The 26171-nt window shown below is 38.6% G+C and carries 25 protein-coding genes and 3 pseudogenes; 8 read left to right on the forward strand and 20 right to left on the reverse strand.

The window, feature by feature from the left end; translation table 11 throughout:
• Position 1: 1 nt before the first annotated feature.
• The 10 genes and pseudogenes from G590_RS21320 to G590_RS0109155 all read right to left on the reverse strand — a co-directional run.
• Positions 2 to 187, reverse strand: a pseudogene (locus G590_RS21320) (DUF6017 domain-containing protein); the annotation flags it as partial.
• Positions 187 to 741, reverse strand: a pseudogene (locus tag G590_RS18970) (ParA family protein); the annotation flags it as partial. The pseudogenes G590_RS21320 and G590_RS18970, both read right to left, overlap by 1 nt.
• A 2-nt stretch (positions 742 to 743) precedes the next feature.
• Positions 744 to 1205 carry a DUF6462 family protein gene (locus tag G590_RS21660; protein ID WP_242829767.1) on the reverse strand — a complete coding sequence of 154 codons (462 nt, stop codon included), beginning with the start codon at positions 1203 to 1205 and terminating at the stop codon, positions 744 to 746.
• Positions 1206 to 1899: 694 nt separating this feature from the next.
• Positions 1900 to 3141, reverse strand: a complete 1242-nt coding sequence (locus G590_RS0109125) for a tyrosine-type recombinase/integrase (RefSeq protein WP_022765359.1) — start codon at positions 3139 to 3141, stop codon at positions 1900 to 1902.
• A gap of 13 nt (positions 3142 to 3154) precedes the next feature.
• Positions 3155 to 3367, reverse strand: a complete 213-nt coding sequence (locus G590_RS0109130) for a DUF6462 family protein (RefSeq protein WP_022765360.1) — start codon at positions 3365 to 3367, stop codon at positions 3155 to 3157.
• Between the two features lie 146 nt (positions 3368 to 3513).
• Positions 3514 to 3729, reverse strand: coding sequence for a hypothetical protein (locus G590_RS0109135; RefSeq protein ID WP_022765361.1), 216 nt, complete (start codon positions 3727 to 3729; stop codon positions 3514 to 3516).
• Between the two features lie 4 nt (positions 3730 to 3733).
• Complete coding sequence (locus G590_RS0109140; RefSeq protein WP_022765362.1) at positions 3734 to 4321, reverse strand: hypothetical protein; 588 nt, start codon at positions 4319 to 4321, stop codon at positions 3734 to 3736.
• 125 nt (positions 4322 to 4446) lie between these two features.
• The gene (locus G590_RS0109145; RefSeq protein WP_022765363.1) at positions 4447 to 4671 is read right to left on the reverse strand and encodes a helix-turn-helix domain-containing protein; all 225 of its coding nucleotides are present in this window, start codon (positions 4669 to 4671) and stop codon (positions 4447 to 4449) included.
• Between the two features lie 312 nt (positions 4672 to 4983).
• The gene (locus G590_RS0109150; RefSeq protein ID WP_022765364.1) at positions 4984 to 5625 is read right to left on the reverse strand and encodes a hypothetical protein; all 642 of its coding nucleotides are present in this window, start codon (positions 5623 to 5625) and stop codon (positions 4984 to 4986) included.
• 160 nt (positions 5626 to 5785) lie between these two features.
• Positions 5786 to 6277, reverse strand: coding sequence for a hypothetical protein (locus G590_RS0109155; protein WP_022765365.1), 492 nt, complete (start codon positions 6275 to 6277; stop codon positions 5786 to 5788).
• A 568-nt stretch (positions 6278 to 6845) separates the two neighbouring features.
• Between G590_RS0109155 and G590_RS18980 the strand changes: the two genes are divergently transcribed.
• On the forward strand, positions 6846 to 7691 hold the full coding sequence (locus G590_RS18980; RefSeq protein WP_022765367.1) for an alpha/beta hydrolase: 846 nt from the start codon (positions 6846 to 6848) through the stop codon (positions 7689 to 7691).
• 51 nt (positions 7692 to 7742) lie between these two features.
• The gene (locus G590_RS0109170; RefSeq protein ID WP_022765368.1) at positions 7743 to 8669 is read left to right on the forward strand and encodes a DMT family transporter; all 927 of its coding nucleotides are present in this window, start codon (positions 7743 to 7745) and stop codon (positions 8667 to 8669) included.
• Positions 8670 to 8745: 76 nt separating this feature from the next.
• Here the strand turns inward: G590_RS0109170 and G590_RS0109175 are convergent, their stop codons facing one another.
• Positions 8746 to 9783, reverse strand: a complete 1038-nt coding sequence (locus G590_RS0109175) for a YeiH family protein (protein ID WP_022765369.1) — start codon at positions 9781 to 9783, stop codon at positions 8746 to 8748.
• 121 nt (positions 9784 to 9904) lie between these two features.
• Between G590_RS0109175 and G590_RS0109180 the strand changes: the two genes are divergently transcribed.
• Positions 9905 to 10786, forward strand: a complete 882-nt coding sequence (locus tag G590_RS0109180; RefSeq protein WP_022765370.1) for a LysR substrate-binding domain-containing protein — start codon at positions 9905 to 9907, stop codon at positions 10784 to 10786.
• A gap of 160 nt (positions 10787 to 10946) precedes the next feature.
• Here G590_RS0109180 and G590_RS0109185 read toward each other — a convergent pair whose 3' ends face one another.
• From G590_RS0109185 to G590_RS0109225, 9 genes and pseudogenes are all read right to left on the reverse strand, one after another.
• A complete protein-coding gene (locus G590_RS0109185) occupies positions 10947 to 11474 on the reverse strand; it encodes a GNAT family N-acetyltransferase (RefSeq protein ID WP_022765371.1) in 528 nt (175 codons plus the stop codon).
• 22 nt (positions 11475 to 11496) lie between these two features.
• A pseudogene (locus G590_RS21910) lies at positions 11497 to 11745 on the reverse strand (DUF1989 domain-containing protein); the annotation flags it as partial.
• A 277-nt stretch (positions 11746 to 12022) separates the two neighbouring features.
• Complete coding sequence (locus tag G590_RS0109195) at positions 12023 to 12889, reverse strand: Abi family protein (protein WP_022765373.1); 867 nt, start codon at positions 12887 to 12889, stop codon at positions 12023 to 12025.
• 289 nt (positions 12890 to 13178) lie between these two features.
• Positions 13179 to 15401 (reverse strand): EAL domain-containing protein, encoded by a 2223-nt coding sequence (locus tag G590_RS0109200; RefSeq protein ID WP_026494050.1) that lies wholly within the window; start codon positions 15399 to 15401, stop codon positions 13179 to 13181.
• Positions 15402 to 15604: 203 nt separating this feature from the next.
• Positions 15605 to 16246 carry a hypothetical protein gene (locus G590_RS0109205; protein WP_155828742.1) on the reverse strand — a complete coding sequence of 214 codons (642 nt, stop codon included), beginning with the start codon at positions 16244 to 16246 and terminating at the stop codon, positions 15605 to 15607.
• 18 nt (positions 16247 to 16264) lie between these two features.
• A complete protein-coding gene (locus G590_RS18990) occupies positions 16265 to 17965 on the reverse strand; it encodes a nuclease-related domain-containing DEAD/DEAH box helicase (protein ID WP_022765376.1) in 1701 nt (566 codons plus the stop codon).
• Between the two features lie 9 nt (positions 17966 to 17974).
• Positions 17975 to 19579, reverse strand: a complete 1605-nt coding sequence (locus G590_RS18995; protein ID WP_022765377.1) for a RecQ family ATP-dependent DNA helicase — start codon at positions 19577 to 19579, stop codon at positions 17975 to 17977.
• Between the two features lie 3 nt (positions 19580 to 19582).
• Entirely contained in the window at positions 19583 to 20545 is a 963-nt protein-coding gene (locus tag G590_RS0109220) for a hypothetical protein (protein WP_022765378.1), read from the reverse strand.
• Between the two features lie 136 nt (positions 20546 to 20681).
• A complete protein-coding gene (locus G590_RS0109225; protein ID WP_022765379.1) occupies positions 20682 to 20879 on the reverse strand; it encodes a helix-turn-helix domain-containing protein in 198 nt (65 codons plus the stop codon).
• Positions 20880 to 20994: 115 nt separating this feature from the next.
• Here G590_RS0109225 and G590_RS20585 point away from each other — a divergent pair, with 115 nt between their 5' ends.
• The 5 genes from G590_RS20585 to G590_RS0109250 all read left to right on the forward strand — a co-directional run bounded on the left by G590_RS20585 (position 20995) and on the right by G590_RS0109250 (position 26060).
• A complete protein-coding gene (locus G590_RS20585) occupies positions 20995 to 21330 on the forward strand; it encodes a helix-turn-helix domain-containing protein (protein ID WP_022765380.1) in 336 nt (111 codons plus the stop codon).
• 139 nt (positions 21331 to 21469) lie between these two features.
• Positions 21470 to 23305 (forward strand): recombinase family protein, encoded by a 1836-nt coding sequence (locus G590_RS0109235; RefSeq protein ID WP_022765381.1) that lies wholly within the window; start codon positions 21470 to 21472, stop codon positions 23303 to 23305.
• Entirely contained in the window at positions 23298 to 24008 is a 711-nt protein-coding gene (locus G590_RS19005) for a hypothetical protein (RefSeq protein WP_022765382.1), read from the forward strand. Before G590_RS0109235 ends, G590_RS19005 begins: the two co-directional genes overlap by 8 nt.
• A 277-nt stretch (positions 24009 to 24285) precedes the next feature.
• On the forward strand, positions 24286 to 25221 hold the full coding sequence (locus G590_RS0109245) for a hypothetical protein (RefSeq protein WP_022765383.1): 936 nt from the start codon (positions 24286 to 24288) through the stop codon (positions 25219 to 25221).
• Positions 25218 to 26060 (forward strand): DUF6551 family protein, encoded by an 843-nt coding sequence (locus G590_RS0109250; protein WP_022765384.1) that lies wholly within the window; start codon positions 25218 to 25220, stop codon positions 26058 to 26060. The genes G590_RS0109245 and G590_RS0109250 overlap by 4 nt, the downstream gene beginning before the upstream one ends.
• Positions 26061 to 26171 lie beyond the last annotated feature (111 nt).

Here is a 26171-nt window from a genome sequence, read left to right on the forward strand (position 1 = left end):
CTTAAATTGCTCCGCAAGCCAAATCATGGCTTACTTCTGACTGATAATAGCTTCCCATGGTTGTTGGTGCGTTAAACAGTGCTGATAACAAATAATTCTTTATATTCCTGACCTTTGTAGTATTGTTCTTCATGCAATCCATGACATATTCAAGATGCATGTTGTTAAGCTTCAGGAACTTGGACTTCCTTCAATCTCGAGCTTAGGATTAAGCTGCTTCTTGACTCTTCCTATGGTCTTGATCAGCTGTTGCAGGCCCTTTACAGGAAGATAAGCTGCCTGCACCGGTATAAGCACTGAATCAGCACAAGCCAGAGCATTTATAGTCATCATTCCAAGAGATGGCATGCAGTCTATTATTATGTAGTCATATAGCTCTCTGGCTTTATCAACGTATTCTCTAAGGATTGTTTCTCTGCTGATCACACCTGTTAATGTGATCTCAAGACTCGAAAGTTCAATGTTACCCGGCATTATATCAACGCCCTCTTCGTGATGAATGATCCCTTTAGTCACATCCACTGGATCTTCGTTGATGATATTGATAAGTGCATTAGCCAGGGAATAATCAAGATTGTCTGGTTCTACACATCCAAGACTGATAGTAAGGGACCCCTGAGGATCTGAATCTATCATCAGGACTTTCTTTCCTTCCCTTGCAAGTCCAATACCAAGATTTACGCTAGTTACTGTTTTACCAACTCCGCCTTTCTGATTAGCTACTGCAATTACTTTACTCATGATCAATCCTCCGCAAATGATTCGATAAATCTATCAATCTTCTCTGTGTTTACAAGAACAACTCCTTTGACTTTCCTTATAGCTCCTGCATCCTTTCCCCATGACTCAAAGGTATGGAGTCCAACTGAATAAAGCTCAGCTCCTTCTGCTATACGGACATATTTCTTTTTCCCTAATTTGATAAGATCTTCCAGATCTTCATATTTCTTTCTTGCCATATCGACTTTCTCCTTCTTTTCTGTGTTTTCATCTGCCAGAGATTCTATGTATGCATCAACAATCTCCGTATCTACTATTGAAGTTTTTCGCAGTGGGATGTTAGCTTCAATTTCCTGGCACAACCTTACGAAGCCCCAATAACTCATTCCGTACATCCTGGCTCCGTCCTGATAGGAAACAAAGTTCCTGGATCTGCCTTCACAATATTTGTCTAGATCAACTGGTGGTGGTTTTGGTCGATTCATCTTTAAGCCTCCTTCTTTGGTGGCCAAGATGTGTAAGAAAAGAAGAATATAAAAAGGACATACACATTCTTCTTTTCATTTGAAAAATGTATATGTCCTTATATAGTTAGATTTATTTATTGCTTCTGGAGTCAGGCAAGATAACCGGTATTATCTTCTCATGATCAACTGTTCCTCATGAATCTGAATCATTTTTTGCCACATTTTGACAACACTAAATGACTCCAATAAGCGAATAGAGCGGAAGTCCGCCAGGTGCAATCTCGGTACTGAACGCCGTAGAAGGCCGTTGAGCTCCAAAGAAATCGTAGTACTTTTAAGGCACGTTTGGATTTATTTGGACGTTTTTACCTCTCCATGGTATCTCGATTCCCCTTGGTTCACTTAGAGCTCTTGAGCGTCGGGATTTTTCCGACCGCTTAAGCATCTGTGAACATTTGAGAACATTGGCGAGCATCTATCCTCATCACTGTGCTTTTGGGGTTCCGCATTTGAGAACATCTGCGGACATTTGACTTCCCCTTAAATTTGTCAGCTGTTTGTCAAAGGCTATATCAGTCACGGTTTTTCGTACTTATTTCAGCGTATACTTTCTGATACCTTTTACGCTTTTCCTTTGACTAAAAATGCTCGTTTGTCAAAATGTTGTTTTGTCAATTCTGGTTTGTCAGAAAATTTCTTTTCGGAGTACCATTTAGAAAACGCCATTAAGCTTTGCTGCAAGCTTCATTATCGATTCTTTGTTTCTCCGATCTGATGAATCAGCATAGATTTCATAAGTTGTTGAAATCTGTTTGTGCCCCATCACCGCCTGGATCACTTTAGGATTGTCTTCCACCTCGCAGAGCCTTGTAGCAAATGTTCGTCTACAATAGTGGCATGTAAAATGCGGAAGTATTATTGGATCTCTGTCTTCCCTGATGGCATCAAGCTCTTCCTCATGATTGTAGTCATTATAGATTCTCTTGATTGCTTTGTTGACTGAGGGAGCGCTCACAACTGAGCCATACTTATTCTGGAAGATGAATCCGGAATATCCGTCCACCACCGTCTGATTGTAGCCCTTGCCTGCAAGTTGATTTTCCTTCTCAAACTGGAATGCATCCTTTACTGTATCCATCATGGGAATGATTCTGCAACCTGCTCTGGTCTTTGGTGTCGAGATCCTGAGCTTTGATGAGCGGGAGCCTTTCTGAGGGTAGTACGACAGTGTATGATTTACATCTATCCATCCCTCCTTCAGGTCAATGTCCTGCCATCGAAGGCCTGTCAGCTCACCAATTCGCATCCCGGTTCCAAAGAGTACTGTAAAGAGCGGCCACCAGTGATAATACACCGGACTCATGGCTACATATTCCATGAAGGCTTTCTGTTGCTCAGGAGTAAGTGCCTGTCTCTCCGTCTCCGATTTTGGAAGTCTCTTCGCAAGTTCTCTCTTTGCACCATCGGTCGGGTTCTTTCTTATTATATCATCCCTTACAGCCAACTCGAATGTCGGATGTAAAAGTCCATCTACTGATTCAATAGTAGAAAATGAAAGATGTCTTTCCGTATGCAAAAAGGTGTAGAACTGCAACACATCGGAATACTTCACATCAACAATTTTCTTTTTCCCGAAATCATCCCTGATATAGTGCTCGTAAGTATATTCGTAATTGCTCTGGGTTGAATCCTTCAGGTCGATCCTTGTTGAAATGTATCTGTCATATGTTGAATTGATGGTTGCTAGGCCAGCGGCATAGATATCAAGTCCATCCAGCTGATCCCTTTTTAGTTTGTCCTCTTTCCGTCTGAGTTCTAATAAATTATCAGCATATATGTATTTTTTCCTTCCAATAGGATCTGTGTAGATATACATATAACGCTTGTCTGATTTTCTCTGATGCTCTCCACGGAAGAGGGTGTTACCCTTTAAGTCTTTTCTTGATTCTGCCATGCTTCCTCCATAACTACCGTTTTTTCGCGGTTCGTAAATACTCCTCTACAAGTTCCGGATCCACAAAAACAAGCGTCTTGCTATGTGGATAATAAGCTCCGCAGGCTTCTGCCAACTTTTTCATAGTTGCTCTGCCCACCTTAAAATACTCCGAAGCTTCTTTGAGTCGCATCAGTCTTGTTGCCTTTGCTTTAGTATCTTTTACAGTAGCAATGTCATTGCCCATATGATTCCTTTCTGCAAAAGCTTAAGACGTTTATGAAATTAGACTTGGCTTGAATTCATGAAAAGCACTTCAGCACAATATTATTATGACTCTATTCTAGCGCAGTCGCAAGAACTAATCTGAATCTCCCAAGTCCGGTTCTTACGTTATCGATTCCTGTTATGTGTCAGAATAAATTCTTCCAGTGTAGGATAATCTATATACACTGTGGCTCTGTTAATGTAATGATATGCTCCACAGGCTTCTGCCATCTTCCTTATTGTTCTTTTATCCCCGGCTATCAGCTGTGATATCTCTTCATATGTATATAAGCGTTTCACAGTACTACGGGTTTTCTTTGCCATTTCCAACTGATTATTCATTACCTTAAGCTCCTTTTTGATCCAAATATAAGTAGGGCCGCTTCATCTCAAGCCAGAAGAGAGTATTATCTATAACATCATTTCTTGCATTTTTAAATCTCTTCTTCATAGCTTCAACAGTGACTCCCTCAGAGCCGGCAATGGTCGCAAGATTGAATTCATGCCTGAGATACCTTCTGAAAAGTTCTTTCTCATCTTCAAGTGTCCCGATCTGTTTGTCTACAAGCGCATATGTTTCACGCATATCTTTAAGCGTAAGTATTTCCCACTTATGCTTTTCATACCTGTCAGCTCCTCGAAGTGCAGTGATATAATCCCCAGCTCTTACTGCCTCCCTCACCAGCTTATCCTCATCGCCTTCACTGGAAGTAGGATTACCGATGTTAGAGGTCTGGACTCTGACGCCTGTATCTCCGATAGCAGCACGTCTGTTGTATAAACGCTCTGCCTTTATGGTATCAACAAGACCAAATTCATAAGCATTTACAAATGTCATAAAGCCAGGATAATTATCAAGGATTATCCTTACTCTTTTTTCATCGTTTGCCATCTTGTAGTCATCGAGAATAGTTGTCTTCTTTCTTGCTCTCATTGCGTCTCCCCCTTTGAAACCGCAGAACTTTTTTCTACCTTATTAATTGTAAGTCCTACGGTAGCAAAGGTCATTTTACAATCTGTATAAAACTTATAAGATTTGTATAGTGTCAAAGCATACCTCTAACTTGCATTCCCTTTTAGAATCCAGTCTGTCGTTACATCAAACTTATTTGAGTAAGCAACGACTATATCCGTAGGAAGCGGTCTTCTGTCATTCTCATAAAACGAAACCACTCCTGCGTTCGCAAGTTTAAAGTCTTTAGCTAAATCTTCCTGCCGGATTCCAGCACTTTCCCTAAGCAACCTTATCCGTTCCCCGACAGTTCTTCCATACAGCTTATCCATGATAATTCCCTTTCCAAAAGTAAGTACTTATATATAGAAGAAACTCGTTCATGGAGGACCGCAAATGCTGTTAAATACTCTTCCCAACAATTCTTTTACCTCCTTCGTTTTTTAACAGTGAGCATATTACCATAGAAACAGGCTATTTCAGTCTCATCCAAATCTAAATTGAATCTAAACTTTGTCGCAATCTTGTCCAATCCCAGTCTAGCTTTTGTCGCATCTCAGTCTCATTCCAGTCGCATCCCGGTCTCATCTTTGTCGCATCAAAAAACAGCTACAGACTTCTCCATAGCTGTTCTTATATCACACTTATTCTGTTACAGGCTGCATTGCTAAAATACTGATATCAGCTGGCTCATCTTCTTCAACTTCTGAAGAAATTATTCCCGCACCAATATCTTCCAGTTCCCTTCGCATAGCATAGCTCCACATAAGAGCTCCAAAAAGCACGATAGCATCCGGTTCTTTGCGGAAAACAGTGGCCCGGCACACCCCGATCATTGTGCCTATCGTCTCCTCTGATTTTATATTATTCTTTCCACGTAGAAATCTTTCTTTAAGGATGATACGAAGCCGTTTCCCCTCACGATCCTTATCCTTTTCATAATCATAATCGCCCTTTGAAATATCCCCATCTAGAAGTTTTTCTATCTCATCGAGGATCATCTCTGATTTTTCCTTAAACCATGGTGCCTTTACAACTTCCCAGATAAAGTCCCCATAATCGGCATTTTTAAATCGCCCTTTCTTCGTTATGATGTTTATATATTTCCTTCGTATCTCCTGCTTGTTCTTCTTTATCTCCTCCGGACTCATATCTGTCGGTGTCCCGTAAGCATAGCAGTATCGTTCCAGCAGCATTTTCGCCAGCATCAGGACCGAAAAATATTCAAGTTTCTCCTTTCTGCAAATCTCAATGGCAAGCTGGTGAGCCGTTAATCTGTGCATCATTTTTTAGTTCCTCCCTACTATAAACAAGAAAACAATTGTTACAATCCCCCCTAATAAAAAACCAGAGAGTACAAGAGTATTTCTTCTTGTTCTCTCCGGTTCAATTTTGACTTAATACTCTAGCTAAATACTTTCGATACTACAAAAACTCTTAACTAAATCAGTCCTCTTCACTTCCCTGTTCCTCGGATCTGTCATCTATTCTTTTTCTGAAATGTTCCTTAAGATACTTTCCAAACCGGTCGTAGGTGCCAATTATCTTGTCGGCATGTTCATCCTCATCCTCGATCCTCTTAAGAGCAGAGATCAGCCCCTCCAACATCTCGAAGTATGGCTTATCTCCAGTACCCTCATCCAGAAAGAGCGGTGCGTTTGGGTCATCCATCAATAGTTTCAGCGGATTGACTCTCAGCTTTTCATAAAGCGCATATAGTCTGTCATAGTCAAGTGGTCCGCCATTCCTCTTAATAGTCTCGTAGTACTTTATCTCCACATCAAGGATCTCGGCCATTTCAGGATTTGATTTATGCTTTTCAGTCTGGATCACATTCAGGTAATTATGAACATTGGCATTTACAAGTGCAAGATTCTTTGAAGAGTTTTCCTGCTTTTTATACTTGGATCTGCTCCTGTTGTTATTGCTATCACTCATATTAAAATCTCCTCGTACTATAATGTAATACCCCTAGGCATACTTAACCACCCTATGATTTGTGGGGTGTTGGAAGAAATTCTAGGGTGGTAAACTTTTCTGTCCTCTTCTTCCTTAAGCACATGATTCATGCATCCATATTTCTCACCACCTCCTCAGAGGGCAAAAAAATACCTGGCTCCGTAGAACCAGGTATAATCGCTGCTTTTCTATAATTTAGAACACTATATAAGCCCTCTATATAAGTATGGAAGAAATGACCGGTGATAACAAAAAAGGCTTTTTGTCCGACAATATGTAGGCATAGACTATTCAAAGGATTCTACGGTAGTTGTTTTTCATACCGGATTCAGTGAATCCCTCCTGAACAATTGTCCAGATCACCTCCTGTGATGTCTTTATGCCAGGCATACTTTCCCCTTATAACACTGTTATAACATTTGACAAGTCCCATAAATTTGCCACCACTCAAATACAGGCTGCATCAGGGATAAATAGTCATTGCTGCCATGTGCTATATTTGGATAAAATATGCTTAACCTCTTACATTATTAATGGAGAAAAACAAATGAGATCATTCAGATTCTGGCCGGATAAAGGTGTATCAGCTGAAAAGCGGCTCATCGATGCCAATGGCCACAAGATACCCATACTTATATTGAAAAGAAAAGGTCACACCGGAAATTCCCCCGGAATCCTCTGGATCCATGGTGGAGGATACGCTACTGGCATTAAAGAAATGGTTTATGTCGGACGTGCTGAGAGCCTTGTAAAAGAATATGGAGCAGTTGTTATCTCGGTTGGTTACAGACTTTCTGTATTACACCCGTTCCCTGCAGGTTTTGATGACTGTTATGCAGCCCTTCTCTATCTGAAGGAACATGTTTATGAGCTTGGGATAAGGGATGATCAGATCATGGTCGGTGGAGAAAGTGCCGGAGGTGGTCTCTGTGCTGCCATATGCATGAAAGCCAGGGATACCAAAGATGTCGGCATAGCATATCAGATGCCACTATACCCCATGATAGATAATCATGACACCGACAGCTCCAGAAATAATCATGCAAAAGTCTGGAATACAAGGCGTAATCACCAGGCATGGGCTATGTATCTGAGAGGCATGGATAAATCCAATGTTCCACCCTACGCTGCTCCGGCAAGGCAGACAAATTACTCTAACCTCCCGCCAGCTTATACCTTTGTTGGAACAGCAGAACCATTTTATGATGAAACTCTTACATTTATCAGCAACCTAAAAAACGCTGGAGTTGAAGCCAGCGTTGATGTTTATGAGGGAATGTATCATGCTTTTGATATGATGGAACCAGACTCAGAGATTTCAAAAGAAGCCATTCAGAAATTTGAAGAACATTTTGAATTTGCTATGAATAACTATTTCGCGAAGCAGAATTGAAAACAGTCTCCGAATGTGTTATATATTTCTTCTGTTAGGAGTAGCAATTCGATGAAAAATAACATAAAGGGAATTATATATACGCTGCTTGGGGCATCATGCTGGGGATTGTCCGGATCAATGGGGCAATACCTGTTTACGGTACAACAGATGGATAGCAGATGGCTTGTACCTATAAGACTTGGTCTCGCAGGCATCCTCATCCTCATATATTGCCTCATAAAACATAAGGACACTGTATTTAAGCCTTGGAAAAATGCCGAGCAGGCAAAATGGATGCTGATATACGGAATAGCCGGAGTAAGTACCTGCCAGTTCCTTTATTTTCTTACGATAGAACTTTCAAACGCAGCAATGGGAACAATACTGCAAGACCTTGCACCGATATTTATCCTGGCCTTTACATGTGTAACTGCTAGGAGATTACCAAAATCATTTGAAATCATATCAATTGGTTTAGCCATATCTGGAGTTTTCCTATTAACAACGCATGGTGATTTTGGGCATATTTCATTGCCTCTTCCAGCTCTTGCAGCAGGTATCGGCAGCGCATTCTGTGTAATGATCTACAATGTGCTAGCCCCAAAGGTTACTGATAACGTTCCAGTCATAGTTGCTCAGGGATGGTCATTTTTACTTGGTGGCATCCTTTTAGGGATAGCTTTTAGAACATGGAACATTCATTACGTTCCAAATCTTATGGGAATATTGGGAATACTCTTTGTTGTCATAATCGGTAATATCTGTGCCTTTACCCTATACATAAGCGGAGTATCAAAGATCGGACCACAAAAGGCAATTCTTTATAGTTTTGCTGAACCCATAACGGCTGCTCTTATTTCAACATTCGTTTTAAAAAGTGTTTTTACCGTATACGATGCCATAGGTTTTGGACTCATCTTCATGATGCTGTTTTTCATTACCTTTGGATCAAAAGATAATAATTCAAATAAAAATACTGTGGATAATGCCGCTTGAGCATTCCACAGTATTTCATTATCTTCAGAGATAACGCACTGTTATTCTCTACAAAGACCTTTACTGCTTTATCACATCACCAAATTCCCATCACATGCTGTAATATGAGACTAACCAGCGTTATACCGATCCAGCAACATCCTCCAAGTATGATGGGCTTTCCTCCTGATTTTATAAGTTTAATCACATTACTGTTCAGCCCAATTGCCGCCATAGCCATAATGATAAAAAATTTGCTAAGTTCTTTAAGTGGATTAAACACATCAGAAGAGATACCTATGCTGAGGCAGAAGGTTGTTATGATAGAAGCAAGTACAAAAAACACTATGAACATTGGAAATGCTCTTCTGAAACTAAATCCACTGGTAGATGTTCCTGTCTTTTTTGCTTCCCGCGCCCTCTGATAAGCAAGAACAAGCGTAATTGGTATGATAGCCAGCGTTCTGGTCAGTTTCACTGTAACAGCCTTATCCAAAGTCTGACTTCCCAGATTCCACATACTGTCCCATGTTGATGCAGCTGCAGTTACAGATGATGTATCATTAACTGCAGTTCCGGCAAATATTCCGAATGCGTCGCCTGTCGTAATATCAAATCCGATTATTTTCCCTAATGATGGAAATAAAAGTGCTGCAAGTACATTAAAGAAAAAAATTACAGAAATCGCTTGCGCCACTTCATCGTCATCGGCATCTATAACCGGTGCGGTTGCAGCTATTGCAGAACCTCCACATATCGAAGAACCAACGCCGATAAGCGTTGCTGTATTTCCCTTTATATTCATTACTTTATGAAGGATCCATGCAATACCTAGCGAAGTTGAAATTGTACATATTATTATTGGAAGCGACTGTTTTCCTGTATCAAGGACAACCGAAAGGTTCATACCGAATCCAAGTAGCACAACAGCGGCCTGTAATATCATCTTTGACGTAAACCTGATTCCGGCAGATGCTTTTCCTTTATCATTCCAAAATAATGTGATGATCATACCAATAATAATTGCAATTACCGCACCACCTATAACAGGGAATCTTTTCCCTAAGATCCAGGAAGGAACTGCTATAGCCAGGCAAACAAAAATTCCCAGATAATTCTTTTTAAGAAAATCCATCATTATACCTCTTTCCTTTTTCTTATTGTTTCAGGTCTTATTCTATGCCCTTCGTTGAAAAAGTTAAAATTATATATTATTATCTAATCATAAATATTTCTTATCGTTGTGGAGATTGAAAATGCTGGATTTTAGAATTGATACCTTTCTTTGTGTTTGCAAATACCTCAATTTTACCAAGGCTGCAAAAGTGCTCAACATCACTCAGCCCGCTGTTTCTCAGCATATTCATTATCTCGAGAATGAATATGGAGTAAAACTGTTTTCTCAAGAAGGTAAAAAACTGTTGATAACTGACAGCGGAAAACTTCTTTATAAAAAAATGAATCAGATTAAAAACGATGATATAAGACTCAAAGAAAGGCTTACCCAAAAAGACCATAGAATTAAAGAAATCTCTTTTGGCGTTACAATGACCATCGGCGAATATGTAATTGCAGCCCCCATCAGCAATTACATTAAGAATCATCCCGATTTTGATATCAAGATTCTTTTCGGAAACACATCAGAGCTTCTCGGAAAGCTACAAGATGGTATTATAGATTTTGCGCTTATAGAAGGATATTATCCTGAAAACGACTATGAAACCTTACTATTTAGCCGGGAAGAATTTGTCCCCGTTTGCTCATCCAACCACTTTTTCGGCAAAAAGCCAAGGAAATTAAAAGATCTATTTTCTGAACGAATATTGATAAGAGAACCCGGGTCAGGAACACGTAATATTTTGGAAAGATCTTTAGCTTTGAACAATTACTCCACAAGCAACTTCATCCACTTTATACAGGTTGAAAACATGCATGCAATAATTAGTCTTGTAAAAAGGGACTGTGGTATAACCTTTTTATACAAAGCAGCCGTTACATCTGAGTTGAATTCAGGGTCTCTGAAGGTATTATCACTTGATGATTTCAAAATAAAGCATGATTTCACTTTCATTTGGCCTAAAGATACTATTTTCACAGAAGAAATCCATAGTATTTGCGAAGAAATCCTTCAATACTGATCATTTATCTAATTCTGATGCAAAAAGCCTTTTCTTAGAAGTAATAAAACCTTCTAAGAGAAGGCGAAAATAATTACACTTCGGTTGCATATGAACCCACCTGGAAGTTTGTTACTTTTCCGTGATCGTAATCCTCATCCTTGATACATTTAACTGAAAGTTATAGTCTCTTCTCAAACCTGAACATTCCCTCAGGGAACTGCTCATCTATTTGCTCTGCCATCTCGAGATCATTCGGATCCGGGTGATGACTGTTATAAAACTCTACTATATGGAATCCGCATCGATTCACATAGAAATGAATATTCCTTTTCTCAAAGTACGGTGTAACAGTCTCCCAAATTTTGACCTCAGGATGCAGTTTCTCAACCTCGCACCAGGCGGCATATCCGATTCCCTTGCTATGACCTTTAGGCGTAACAAAAAGAATATCAAGATCCCCCTTGTTGCCTTCCACCTTTATTATTACTCCTCCGACACTCCTGCCGTCCTCAACAATCCTGTATGCTTCGCCGCCATCAATCGATTTCTCTATTGTCTCTCGGGAAATAATCTGATCATTTTCTTCAAAATGATTATCCCGAAGCCCGAACTCTTCCAGTGCTCCGTAGTTAAAAGCTTCCTGATTGTCCAATATAAATTGTTCTCTGTCGCTATCCTGTAATGGGATAAGTTTTATATTATTCATAGCTATATATCCTACAATACAATTATTCAACTATAATCTTAACAGCCGTGCATTTTCCACTATTGCATTCACTCTCTGATACACTGCAAGCAGCTATGCCTAGACGCACATCCATTAAAGTCTCAAGTACAACCTTGTCTCCCGCCTTAGACAGAGGCTTCTTAACCTTTAGATCACCATTACCGTCTATCTCGGAATACATAAAGATATTTACCGGGTGTATTATTGGTCTTTTCGAATTGAGTGCCCCATTAGTATTATCCAAACAGTTGGAATGATTATCGCCATTGCGTTATGTTATTCTCTTGTATATATTTCCAAAATCTGTCGTATGAAATCATATCCCTCGCCCATTATTAACAGTATTTCATAATAAAATAATGCCTCAGTTCCCTTTTTCGGGGTAGTAGCTTAAAAGCGGTATTACCCTTATTGGGGATATGTTCATAACAAAAAAGAAGCCTGCTATTACAGCAAGCCTCCGTTTAAAAAAGGGTATTCAAAGTTTTTGAGGGGCAATCATTTTGCGGGTCTAGTTTGATTATCCCCTATTTATACGTCAGCATTGATTTCCACTTATAAGGAAAATCAATATGCGCCTTATCTATGTCGTCTTTATACTTTCTCATAAGCTTTGACAGAGGTTTTACAAAGTTATCATTCCACCTCTTCTGATCCGGATACATTAGCTTCAGCATATATAATTGAGCAAATAGCCTTCGAGTCGGGATATAGGTCTCTCCTTGAGGCATTCTTGGTAATGCTGTAAATATCCAATAGTAAAGTCTTGAATAATGAGCACATTTATTTCTTAAATCTGTGATACATCTAAACCAGCTATCAAGGACCTGATAGTTTACACCATATGTATCTTTTGCGATAGCCGCCTTATCATTGTTTGGCAGATCTCGGTAAAAATAGGACAACATGCCTATCGAAAAATACTCTATAAGTACCCATATAGGAAAATGCCCACCATAGTTATTCATGTGGTGTTTTACAACAAGTGTTCTCTGATTCTCTGCTATACATGCCGCAACTCGCTGCATAAATGCGCTATGATTATGCTTTGCATTGTAATTCACCCCATCTGTATATCCTTCAGCCCCATACTTCTGTGAATGATAATAAGATATCTGTGACTTAAGGTATATTTCCACCTCGTCGATTGTTCCCATAAGCAGTTTTCTGAGCTCAGAATCAAAATAATATATGTTCTTGAGCTTCTCAAAACTCGTCTTGTCATGAAACTTTTTATCTGACTGGGAAATAAATGGAAGGAAATATCCAGAGAATCTGTAATAATTTACATGATTGAGAAAATTAACAACGTCGCCATCATTTCCGACAACCAGGCCTTTTTTCTTAAGTATCTCAACCTGTTCTTTATACGTCTTAGACTTCTTAAGCTGCATATTTACCCCTAAAATAAAAATGTGCTCCCATTGGACACTTCAGTGAGAGGTGTGGGAGCTCCTGTTGACTTTATTATAACAAAATAGGGCTCTTTTTCAATAGATTTTTGCGTTTTTGACGGCGTAAATATCCCTAAATATCCCTAAAGCCCTTTCTTGCTTTCAGCCTCTATCCTATCATTATCAGTGCTAAAGAGTTTGTCATCTTCCTATGGCCATCACAAAAAAGGTGCCCTAAACTCTATGTTAGGGCACCTTTTTTACTTTTGCCTGTTAAGCCATTCGTACATTATTTCAAATCTGATTTCTTTTCAAATCCATCAAGTTTCTCAAACTCATCTACCGGCATGGGCTTGTAGAAGTAATACCCCTGCATTTCCTCACATCCAAGGCTTCCGAGGAAATCTGCCTGTTCCAACGTCTCCACACCCTCTGCAATGAGGGAGGTTCCAATAGCTTGGAGCATCTGAACCATGTAGCTAAGTATCGTCCGCCCCATCTTTTGATCTCCAGAGCCTGTGATGAATCGAAGATCAAGCTTAATTCGATCTAAAACTACTTCTTTTAACATATTTAGTGATGAGTATCCGCTACCGAAATCGTCCATCTCAACTTCAAAGCCAGCCTCACGAAGCTTAGTGGTGGTCTTTATGATGACATCTGAGTTCTCAACATATGCGCTTTCCGTTATCTCAATACGAAGCTGCTTTGGCGACAGGTTATAGAACTCTTTTAAAGTATTAAAATGCTCTGCCACATCGGGGTTCTTTACAATATCTTGTCTTGAAAGGTTTACAGACACACAAATATCTCTACCCTGTTCATTCCAACGTCTTAAGTCTTTGCATACAGTGTCCCACACATGACAATCAAGATCGTAGATGAGCCCTGCCTCCTCAAGAATAGGAATAAATTCTCCAGGAGAAATATTCCCATTCTTTTTACTGTTCCACCGGCAAAGAGCCTCTGCACCTGTTATCTTTCCTGTCTTATAGTTTACCTGTGGCTGATACCATACCTGTATTTCCCCTGACTCAACAGCTGCAGGAAGACGGCTTACTATTCCTGCGCTTTGCTTACCTCTGTCCCACTGCGTTGGATTATAAAACTCAAATCCTTCTTTCTTGGTTTCTCTTACTTTTCTCTCGGCAATACGGGCATAGTCGAGCATCTTATCTACGTTTATATCCTTATAGTCATCCGGCATAAGAACATATATGCCGGTGCAGAACCTTACAATGAAGTCTTTGCCGCGATCTTTTAAGTAATTACGGACAGGGGCTAGAACATATTTTTCATCCTGAAGAATCTGCTCATTGCCACCCATGCAGCGAAGAATTACAAAGTGGTCTCCATCATACCTTCCAATGGCCTCTTTATCCGTAAGAATTTCAAGACTTCTCTCTGTCCAGAACTTTAGCAGCTCATCTCCCACTTTCCATCCAAAGCTGTCGTTGATAAACTTGAAGTCCTTTATGTTGTTATACGATATCGTATATGCCGTATCTGGGTTATTGATAAGGAGTTCCTCAACCTTTTTCCTGAAACCATTGTGACTAAGTACGCCGGTGAGAGGATCGATATCCTCCATTAGTCGCATCTTTTCCTTCTGTTCTTCGAAATATGATTTCTGTCTTAAGACAAGCATAATAACAAGCGCAATAAAAAGAATAGTCCCGACAATAAGGAAATACTTATATTGATACAGGTAATCCCAGAAAGAGTACACATATAGATCTCTAGTAGTGTAATCAAGGGCTATAGCCTGCTTTTTGGTTTCAGGAATAGCTGTAATTCCTTCATTTATAAGTTCAATGCGTTTTCTTCCCTCTGCGGTATCAAGAGTGCCGGCACGAAAATCCATTGAAAACATGGCAGAAGGCTGTACTTTAAGATCCTTATAGGATGGTTTTTGAAGCACATAGCTCCAAGTATATGAGTTATGCAAAAGTGCATCTACTTCGTTTTTTCTAAGCGCCTTAATGCAGTCAGCCATGGAATCGTAAAGGATTATCGTTATTCCAGGGTATAACTGTTTTACAGTTTCTGCGACCCCGCCCTGTGATTTTAACATTCCGATTCTAGTGGCACTTATGTCAGAAATAGACTGTTTACCAGTATTGACAATGGTAAATGGGGTTTGTATGAGATTTTCTGATACGATGGTTGCGTCCCCAGATGCGCTTGTAACAGCACTGCCAAAGGGCATAACCAAGTCATACTCAGTATTATCAAGAGCTTCTTTAAGATTAGGTTCACTTATGGCCTTGAATACGACCTCAAAACCAGCTTCCTTAGCGGCTGATTTCATGAGATCTACTCCGATTCCTACGATTTCACCGGAATCGCTGTCAATGTAAAACATAGGACACCTGTCTATTGGCACTCCAATTGTAAATTCTTGAGTAGGGGAATCAGACGATGCAATGACGGGCATGATAAAAACACCCAGAGATATCACCAGGAAAAAGAGGGCTATGCTGATAGAAGTATAGATTCTTTTTGAATTCATAATGATCTTCACCTAAAAGTCTCTTATATGAGCTGTTCAAAACATCCATTATCTGATATAGTATCCACAGACAGTCGAGAGCCTGGGATCTATTCTAGATAAAATCCCCTAACAGAGCCAAACGGCTGTCTTTTTAATTTGGAGCGTACTTTTTTGAATTTGTCATTGAGTGCAAATTGAGCTAAAATTGATAAATCCATAATTTAGACAAGTCCCTGCTCCTTGGCAAAACTGTCATAAATAGCGATTACATCTTTTTCCTTATTAGGATACTTATGTGCAGAATAATTAAGCCTGTTGGCCAGAGCCCTAAACTGATCATCACTCAATCCCAAACCCTTTGCCGTAGTTTTTCCCTCTTTTATAAACTTCTCAACATCAAAAATAGATCCTTTAGGGGTATTCGTATAAAGGACATGATAAACAGACAGTGTTCTAAGCGCATTTAGGTAATTCTTCTCTTTCTTTAATATCTTAAATTGCTCATGGCGAATTTTCTGAGTCTCATATTCCCCCGGAAACTGCATAGAAATAAAATTAAGATGTCCCCACGCCTCATTATTTCTTTCTGTTTTTACATACATTGATACAAGAGATAAATGGAAATTGAAACTATTCCATCTGGTTCCTTTTTTCAGAATGGATTCATAAGCTGCTATGCGCTTCTCTATATCGTTGTCGGTTTCATACTGACGATCCGCATTTTGAAGGAATTCTATCTCTCTGTTATCTTCTGCTGTTTGACGTTTCATCTCTTGAATCTCGGGACGACTCATTATATCCTGCGTCATTTTTTTACGCTTAAACCCATCAAAAATACCCATTCCCCAAACTCCTTCCTTCAACGGACATAACCCCCATAATTATACTGTTACATTTAACAACCGTTTTAGTCCTTTTTTATTCTTGGGGACATTACGATTAGGCGCAATACTTCTCAAATAATCTCCATAGGCGCTTGTCTCAACATCTTCCAACATTGCAATATTCAGCAAATTCTTTGCCCGTGATGAACCGGTATATAATAATCTTCTATTCTCAGGATTCTGTAGTGCAAGCATTGATGCATCAACTATCAATATCGCCTCAGCCTCGAGCCCCTTGAACTTCCTAATTGTAGTAAACAATATCTTGCCAGGCTCTGCAGTAGATGTAAGTTCTACTCCAGCATATTTCTTATTAACGTCTACCCAGGAATTATCTTCTGTAGTCGCCGTAAGAATAACAACATCTGAAGCCGTCAAGCCTTCTTCCGTTATTCTCTTAAGAAAGCTCTCCACTATTCCATTTAATTCCTTTTCAGTAGTATAGAAGTTGATGGATGGTGTTTCACCATGCACATCATTATAAGAGACTTCATCCAGTCCCATAATACTGCACGATGTTTTAAATACCTCAGCGGTATTTCTGCAATTCTTATGAAGTACTAGCTTACAATCAGCCTCTTCTATCCATTTGGGAAGCTTATTCTTCATGATAAACTGGTTCTTATCGTAAAACACATATATACATCCCTTTTTATTCTTTACCAGCTCATATAATCTGCTAAGGAGCCTATCATCAAGATCCTGCCCCTCATCAACAATTATATTCGAATACTCCCAACTATCTTCATCAAATACTTCCTCTAAGTACTCCTCAAATTCCTCTAAAACACGGTTCATAGGTGCATCTGAAGATCCCATTATTTCAAAAGCCAGGGAATGAGCATTATGAAAAGTAACATTTGGAATACTATTATTATTCTTTAATGAATCCCGTAAAAAACTGTTATAGCAAAGAAATAGCACCTGCTGACCTTGAGCAGCAAGTCTTTTTGCTTTTTCCACTGCGATAACCGTTTTGCCTGTACCTGCAAGCCCATGTATTACAGCTGTTTTTTGTTCCTCCAGAAAATCCAATAGGGAGACTTGTTGTTTAGTCAGCTGAATGTATGTATCTTCCAATTCTTCTATCTTAGTCTTCAGCTTAGGAACAACATGAAAATGTGGGCACAACACATTTATGACCTTCTGAAACTGCGCTTGATCAAGCGTAACCTGACGATACTTGGTGGCCCAATATGAATATGCCTTTTCTATTGCCTTAATTGGATTGTCCAAGCTAGTTCTATCAAGTGTAACTTCTATTGGAGATTCTGGTGGAAGCGGAGCATTAGGTTTTATATCGACTGACGGAAACCATACTCCATAACACATCATCGGCAATCTGAAATCACTTATTGAAGAAGACAATCTATCCAACAACTCAAATTGACTCTTCCTGGCCTGATCATACGGGTGTATCACTTTTGAAACTCCACTTTTTGTGTTTGTCTGTATCCAATCACCCTTTTTGTATTCGATTTCTCCAGATTTAACTTCTATTACAAATATCCCTTTTTGCGGATGCGCAATAACAAAATCTGCTTCTCCCACAGATCTCTTCTCATTTATTCCCACCCAGCTAAGTGAATAAAACACTGTATACTGATCATCCAACGATCTCAACGCTTCGTATACTTTCATTTCTCCATAGCTGTTATTAAACTCTTCCGGCTTAACACTTGGAATAAAAACTGCCATTGCTCCCTCCTAAATATCAAGTGCCTCTTTTACTAACTGTTCAGCTGTTTTCCCCGCCTCAATTCCATCGACAAATCGCTCGAAAGCTGCCACTCTAGATTCTTTTTTCTGTTCCTGATCCTTTAGTATCTGGGCCTTAATTTCATCAGTCATTTCTTTGTTTATAGTGTAGAAAAGCGCTTTGCTTGGAGCTGCCTTCATCTTAATATCTCCACTAATGCACTTATCCCATATTTTCAGGCTCAATGTACTAATGTTTTCACCTGATTTTTTCGCTATGATCTTCATAAGTCCTGACTTAGAAAACTTACTTAATTCTTCAAGGAATTCCTTTCCTTCTTTTGTAACTCCGTCAAAGCATTTTATCGACTGAACCCCTTTCGCAACAACGGATATTACTCCATAATCCATAAGCAGTGCGAAAGCTGTCCGCTGCTCTTCAGTCATTGTCTCATAGGAAGCATGATCTAATGGCTGCCCGTCCTCTAGTTTTCTGTTATCCCACTCATCATTCAATGTGGTTTCCGTACATAATGTCTGATTAAGAAGCATACGCCGTCCACGCTTTGACTGATTTGTGTAGATCAGATATCCATATGAAGGGGCACCATCTCTTCCACCACGTCCAACTTCCTGATAGTACTGCTCAACAGTTTCCGAAATAAGATAATTCACTACTACGCGAATATCTCCTATATCAACACCCATACCAAAAGCTGAAGTCGCAAAAACGATCTTAATATCCCCTGAAGCAAATCCCTGTAAAACAGTTTCCTTGTCCGTATCGCTTATATCGGAGTCAAAAAAAGCCACACCCTCATATTTATCTTTATATTTCTCATAAAGTGAACGAGTAGTACCCTTATTGCCTTTCTTTCTATGTGCAAAGACAAGGATTTTTTCCCCTTTATGTTTTTCTATTATCCTCTCCAGCTCATCATCTTTAGTCTCATCTTTTCCGTCCTTAAGATTGATAATCTCTAAATGTAGATTTTCTCTCCAAAGATTTTCACCTTTAATTAATTTGGTGATTTTAAATTCATCACAGATCTGTTTCTGTTGCTTCTCATTAAGAGTTGCTGTGAGGCATAATACCCTTGGCCAATCATTGCCAAAAATACGATTCATAAACAAAGGTATATTCCTATATGCTGGTCTGAATCCTTCTCCCCACTGGGAAACGCAGTGTACTTCATCCACAACAACCAGCCCGATATCATCTTTTCTTTTTGTAAGCATATATTCCAGATATCCATCATTAGATATTCTTTCCGGGGATGTAAAAATGAATTTAGGCAATACTCCATTTGCCATATCTGTTATGGTCTTAAACTGCTTCCTATAATCCATTCCAGAAAAATTGATTGATAAAAGACCTTGTGCTGTAAGTTGCTTACACTGCTGGCTCATAAGAGCAACCAAAGGAGATATAACCAGAGTTGCCTTTCCTATTTCTAGTCCCGCAATCTGATATATCAAAGACTTGCCACCACCCGTTGGCATCAAGCAAAGAACCTTTTCGCCATCAATAAGAGCATCTATTGTCGGCTCTTGTATATCTCTAAAGTCTTTCACTTTTGGAAAGTATTTTTTCAATAATTCTTCTTTACTCATAAATCACCATATTGTATTGAACTTAAGCATGTCATCGTTTCCGCATAAAGTTGCTATATCCTGTCTATGAACACTCGTTACATATTCATAGAAATCATTTGTGAGTAAATATCTGTAATCAGAGGGAAAATCCTTCTTGAAACGGCTTTTTATCCTGCTTTCCATATACCTATATATGCGCAAAGAGTATAATCCAAATGTCTGATATGGAAAGTAGTAATTGTGCTCTGTTTCTATAATTCCAGTTTTAGAATAAGAGTCATCCTTAACCATTAAGAATTCAGAACTATCCGATGGCATATTAACGCCATGGCCTTTATTTGTAAGAAAGTGCAAAGAATAAACTCCTGCCTTATAATTCCCCGGAAAGACTCTTGGGTACATGTGATTTAATATATTCGAAACAATTCCAAAGCCAAGAACACCGGTCTGGTAACAAGCATCTTCACTCATTTGTGCTAAACCTATGTCTTCTATTGTATCGACAGACTCAAGTTCTTCCTCTGTCATGTCTGAATCATACTCTTCTGCAAAGCACATCATATTGTAGAATGTATCGTATATCTGCTGGCTCTTACATCCATAGAATTTGCTCTTCCATTCGCCCATTGCTTCAGATTTACTCTGTAATGCCTTGTTTATCACATCGCATTCCTTTTTCAGCGTTACAGCCTTAAATCCTTCTGTATCTTCGGCATACTCCTCTTCCATAAGATCCATGTCAAATAAGTCATGATATTTGTCATGAAGCCTGTCATTTTTCTTTATCATCTCAGCCAGCAATGCCGCATAACTGTCACCCGGAGTAGGCTTATCTTTATAATGAGAAACACCTTCAAGATATTCGTCCACATACTGCTCAAGGCGTGGTTGCATTACCTTCCACACCTCTTCCATATGATCCTGGTCTTCAAGAAGTTCAAATTCTCTATCACCTATATTTGTGTCAATCTGGCTCCTAATCATTTCAATTCCTCCAATATGACGCTAAAATACATTCCGAAAACAAAGAGGGAGCATTGCGCCCCCTCGTCTTATTATATCATTATTATGTTTGATTTAGTTCATAATTTCGCCATTATATAGTTCAAACCACAACAGCTTATAATTTAACATACTCTACGATATCTTCCACCTTACAATCCAATATATTGCATAGCTTATCCAGAGTGTCTGTAGTAACTGTCTCATTCTTTTTTAATCGATCAAGCGTTGAATTACTGATTCCTTCTTTTAATAGTCTGTACTGAGAAACATCTTTCCTGTTCATAGTATTCCATAATTTATCGTATTTGATCATGCTTTTCCCCTATCCGAATTACTTCATCACAATATTAATATTGCATTTGTATTCCCATTCGGGGTAGTATCTTTATAGGGATATTATCTCTATAAGGACAATAGTGGAGGTGCATATGGAAATTAACTATAAGGTAATAGGAAGCAGAATCCGTCTATGTAGAGCAAAGAAAAATATCACACAAGAACAATTAGCATTTCAAATAAACTCCTCTGCTAACTATGTAAGTAATATAGAAAGAGGTATTAAAAAGCCCAGTTTACAAAAGCTTGTAGAAATCTCCGAAGTTCTCGGAGTAACTGTAAATGACTTTATCTACAATTCTTCTGAAGCCGTAGTTTTCTACAATGATTTTGAATTATCTGAATTATTATCAGTCTATACTCCAGAAAAACAAAAAACTTTGCTCAATAGCCTTACAACAATTATAAAGGCCATTCAAACAAAATAATTATAATAAAAAAACTGTTTTCTTATCCTTCCGGGACATGTACTTAGCCTACAGAACATGGTCAATAAATATAAATAATATTATTTTTGTAATTAGATGACGATATTACGTTTATTGGCATAGAAAGGAATCCCACCTTATGACTAATGACGAAAACCGGATCAAAGATGACAATGAAATAAAAGAAAAGATCAGATCTCGTTACAAAGGCGTTGGAGAAGATCAACTAGATGTCATACCTGCAACTCCTCAAGAGGACTTCTATAGATCCGAGGCGCCCAAAAGGGTTGCTGTATATGCCAGAGTGTCTACGGATGATCCCAATCAAACCTCTTCTTATGAACTACAAAAAAATCATTATGAAGACATGGTTAATCAACGTAGCAACTGGGAACTCGTAGATATATATGCTGACGAAGGTATATCCGGAACCTCTCTGCAGCACCGGGATGAATTTGTAAGAATGATAAATGACTGCAGAGACGGAAAAATCGATTTAATAGTAACAAAGAGTGTATCTCGCTTCGCTAGGAATATCATTGATTGCATAGGTTATGTACGTCAACTCAAAGCTCTCGAATCACCGGTTGGTGTCTTCTTTGAAACAGAAAACATTTTTACCTTGGATGAAAACTCTGAAATGGCGCTCTCCTTCATAGCAACACTGGCCCAAGAAGAAAGTCACTCCAAGTCAGAAATCATGAATGCTTCCATCGAAATGCGTTTCAAAAGAGGCGTATTCTTAACTCCAAAATTGCTAGGTTATGATCACGATGAAAATGGTGATCTAATAATAAACGAAGAAGAAGCAAAAACTGTCCGGCTCATCTTCTTTTCATATCTATATGGTTATTCAACACAACAAATAGCTGATGCATTAACACAACTAGAATGTCTTACCAAAAAAGGGAATCAGTTCTGGTCCTCAAGCAGTATATTACAGATTCTTACGAATGAGAGATACTGTGGAGACGTACTTGCCAGGAAAACATTTACTCCAAATTATCTCAATCATAAGTCTAAAAAAAACAAGCATGACAGAAATCAATATCGGCAAAAGAATCATCATGACGCAATCATATCCCGAGAAGATTTCTTTGCAGTACAGAAACTTATCCGTAACGCGAAATATGGCAACAAAGGCTATTTCCCTGAAATGCACGTAATTAGAACCGGAGTCCTAAGAGGGTATGTATCAGTACATCCGCGTTGGGCAGGCTTTAATGAGCAAGATTATTATCTTGCATGTGAAAGCACAGAAAATGTAGTTTTACTGCCTTCAATACCCACAGAAATCAAGATTCCAAAAGGCCGAATTGATCTTACTGGATATGAACTTGTAAGAACGCCATTTATTAATACCTCTAAACAGATGATGCTTTCTGTCACTTCAAGCTCAATGATTTTTAATAAATATTGCCTGGAAAAGCTCAGAAATATTGAGCGAATAGATCTATATATTCATCCTGAAAAGAAAACCATCGCTGTTAGGAAAGCATCAGGAAATAATAGGAATTTCATGATCTGGAGCAAACAAAAGGATGGTTTTGTTGTCCCCAGGCAAATAAGTGGAGCCGCTTTCCTCCCAACATTATTCCAGATCTTTGGATGGCATAACGATACTCGGTATAAAATGGTCGGAACCCCCGTAAACATAAATGGTGAGACCGTTATCTGCTTCAGTGCTAAAGACGCCATTCTATATATTGAGAATGGCAATGAAGATGATATTCAGGAACAACCTCACAAAAATCGTAGAACAAAAGCATTTCCTGCAAAATGGGTGGATAGTTTCGGTGATGATTATTACACTGCTTGTGCCCAATTTGAGATAGATCAAATTGAAAAAAATGATGCCAGCATTGATGACTCTAAACAAGTTTTTCTAAAAGAAGATGAAGGCGTAACCCCAAGGCCACAGGTAATCCAAGGCATGAACGAAATCATAGTTCAGTTAGGAGAACAAAATGAATAATGAAAATCCAAGCGAGTTGAAATTGTTAACACCTACCGAAAAAAGCATCGAAGAATTACCAGAGTTTTCTTATGAGGGCTACCAAGTTGTCCGCGGAGAATTCTTTGCTCACTTATTTGAGCCTTCTGTTACCTTGAAAGACGAAAAGGTATCTGTAAACATGGCCTGTATAAGAAGGCTTCCAAATGCTGAATATGTTCAATTTCTAGTAAATCCAACAGAAAAAAAATTAGCTGTAAAACCATGTAGTGAAGATATGAAAGACTCATTTAGATGGTCTTCCACTTCCGACGATGGAAAAAGAAAACCTCGTTCTATTTCATGTAAAATCTTTTTTGCTAAAGTAATGAAGCTCATGGACTGGAATCCAGAATACAGATACAAAGTCTTGGGAAAGCTTGTTCATGCCGGCGCAGATTACTTATTTGTTTTTGATCTAACTTGTGCTGAAACATATTTATCCAAAAAAGATTCAAATGGCATCGCAAAAAGAACTGCTTACTACCCTGAAGAATGGAAAAATCAGTTCGGAGTCCCAGTAAGCGAACATAAAGACACCATTCAGATTAACATTTTTGATGATTATGCTGTATTCAAAATAGAACGGGAGGAAACTAATGAAGATGCCAGAAATGATAGCAGCTCCATCAATTCTGATCGACACGAAAAAAATGAGAATTCGGATCCACAAGAGCACCCTTAAGTACTTAAACAATCCTAAGTATATTTATCTACTTATCAATCCAAGTAAAGGACTCATCGCTATTCAAAGATGCGAAAAGAAACGTAGAGATGCTATAAAAATAAACTACTCTTCTGACAAGGATTGTGAGATTTATAGCTTTGATCTTTTACATCAGATGTCCCTATTAAAAGATAGTCCCATTAAACAATCCACCATAAAGCTCTATGGTCACACATATGATAATAAAATTATAGAGTTTGATTCTATCCAATAACCATTATGAAGGGTGAAACAAATGGAGACAGAAAAACAACAAACAATAATTACTGATCCCGTTCTCAGCCGACTAATTCAACCATATAGCAAAAATGACATACAGCAATTACGAGAACAACTCTGTCAAGATACAGGCCGAAAAACCATAAAAACCTGGCATAATAAGCATCTTAATGACGAACTGATTTTTAATCTATGCAATGAAATCGGTATACCTATCGACATCAGAGAATATGATTTTTTTGATTTTAACAGCGCAGCCGTGTTCATATGTAAAAATCAACTCCTCCGACACGATCTAACAAATGAATATCAAAAATACCTTATTGGCAAAGAGTATCACTATTCCTCAATGATTGAGATGCTAAGCAGTGTACAAAAGCAAAACCTAAAATCTAAGGTCGCTTCAACCATAGGCAAAAGATTATATGTAGCTAGCGGCACAGTGCTTAAATATGGAATCTATGCATCTGCAATAGATACCATTTATGAAAGCGATCCAGATTTTGCACGTCAAATATTGTCAGGGCATCTCCTAGTGTCTCACGATAACATTATTGAGCTCTCCCGCATACCGCCTGACGAAATAAGGTCAGTAGCTAAAAATGTACGTGAATGTAAAATCGAACACTTAACCTTTGCTGATATACGGGATGGTATAAAAGCTAAATATCAGCAGAATAAAGCACCCGTTAGCCGTAAAGAACGACGTGAATTAAAACTCTCTGAAAGTGCACAAATTCGGCAAATGCCAGTATATGACCCTGATTCAGACGTTAATAGCTTATGCATGACAATAGGATCTTGGATCTCATCAATACAAAGAGTTAATAATTCAGTTGATTTTAACAGAATTACAACAAAAGCCAGATTGCAGTTGGTAAAAGAGCTGTCATTTCTTGAAAGAACAATCAACACCATTCAAGAAGCTCTAGTAGAGAGGAATAATACATGACTGAGAATTATAGTGAATTCATACCACATGTTCATTTTGAGCTTATACCTATTAAAGATCTTGTATCCAATCAGGATTATCAAAGAAATCTGTCTATGCTGCATGTAAAAAAGGCAGTTGAGAGTTTTGATCTTAACCAGATTAATCCAATAAAAGTCAGCAGACGAGATGGCATTAATTATGTGTTTAACGGGCAGCATACCGCTGAAATTGTTGCTTTGGCTTCTGGAAGTAGAGAGACTCCCGTATGGTGCATGATATATGATGATCTGGAATATAATGAAGAAGCGGATATTTTCGCTAACCAAATGAAAAATGTTAAGCCCTTACTACCATATGAAATATTCAACGCAAACTGTGAAGCCGGTAGTGAAAAAGAACTAATGATAAAATCTCTTGTGGAGTCTTATGATCTTAAGATTGCATCCAGTTCCACCCCTGGCTGTATCTGCGCTGTAGGTGCCTTAGAAAGCATATATAATAAATATGGCTATGAGATGTTGAACAGAGTGCTTGGACTTATCATAATGACTTGGGAAGGTGAGCCAAAATCTTTTTCCGCTAACATGATGAATGGAATAGCGCGACTGTTAAATGCATTTGAAAATGAAATAAAGGATGATATCTTCAAAGAAAAACTTGGAGACATTTCCATAAAAGAAATAGTAAAAACTGCCAAAGAAAGAAGAGCTGGATCTTTAGGTTATGCAGAGACAATGCTAATCTTTTACAGTAAGCGCATGAAAAATCCCCCTGCTTGGAAAAAGCTTTACTCCACAAAAAATGAGAAAAAAAGCAGCACAATTGAAGCCAATGAAGCAAATACAAATGTTTCATAATTCATTGTAAAAAGAGTCTCAGGAGATAATAATATAGCAATACGAGATTTTTAAGTAAATGAGATAACCGGTCTCACAAATTCCTGAGACCGGTCTCATTTTCCTCCAAAA

The sequence above is a fragment of the Butyrivibrio sp. XPD2006 genome, assembly GCF_000420865.1.
In the GTDB taxonomy this organism is placed as follows: Bacteria; Bacillota; Clostridia; order Lachnospirales; family Lachnospiraceae; genus Butyrivibrio.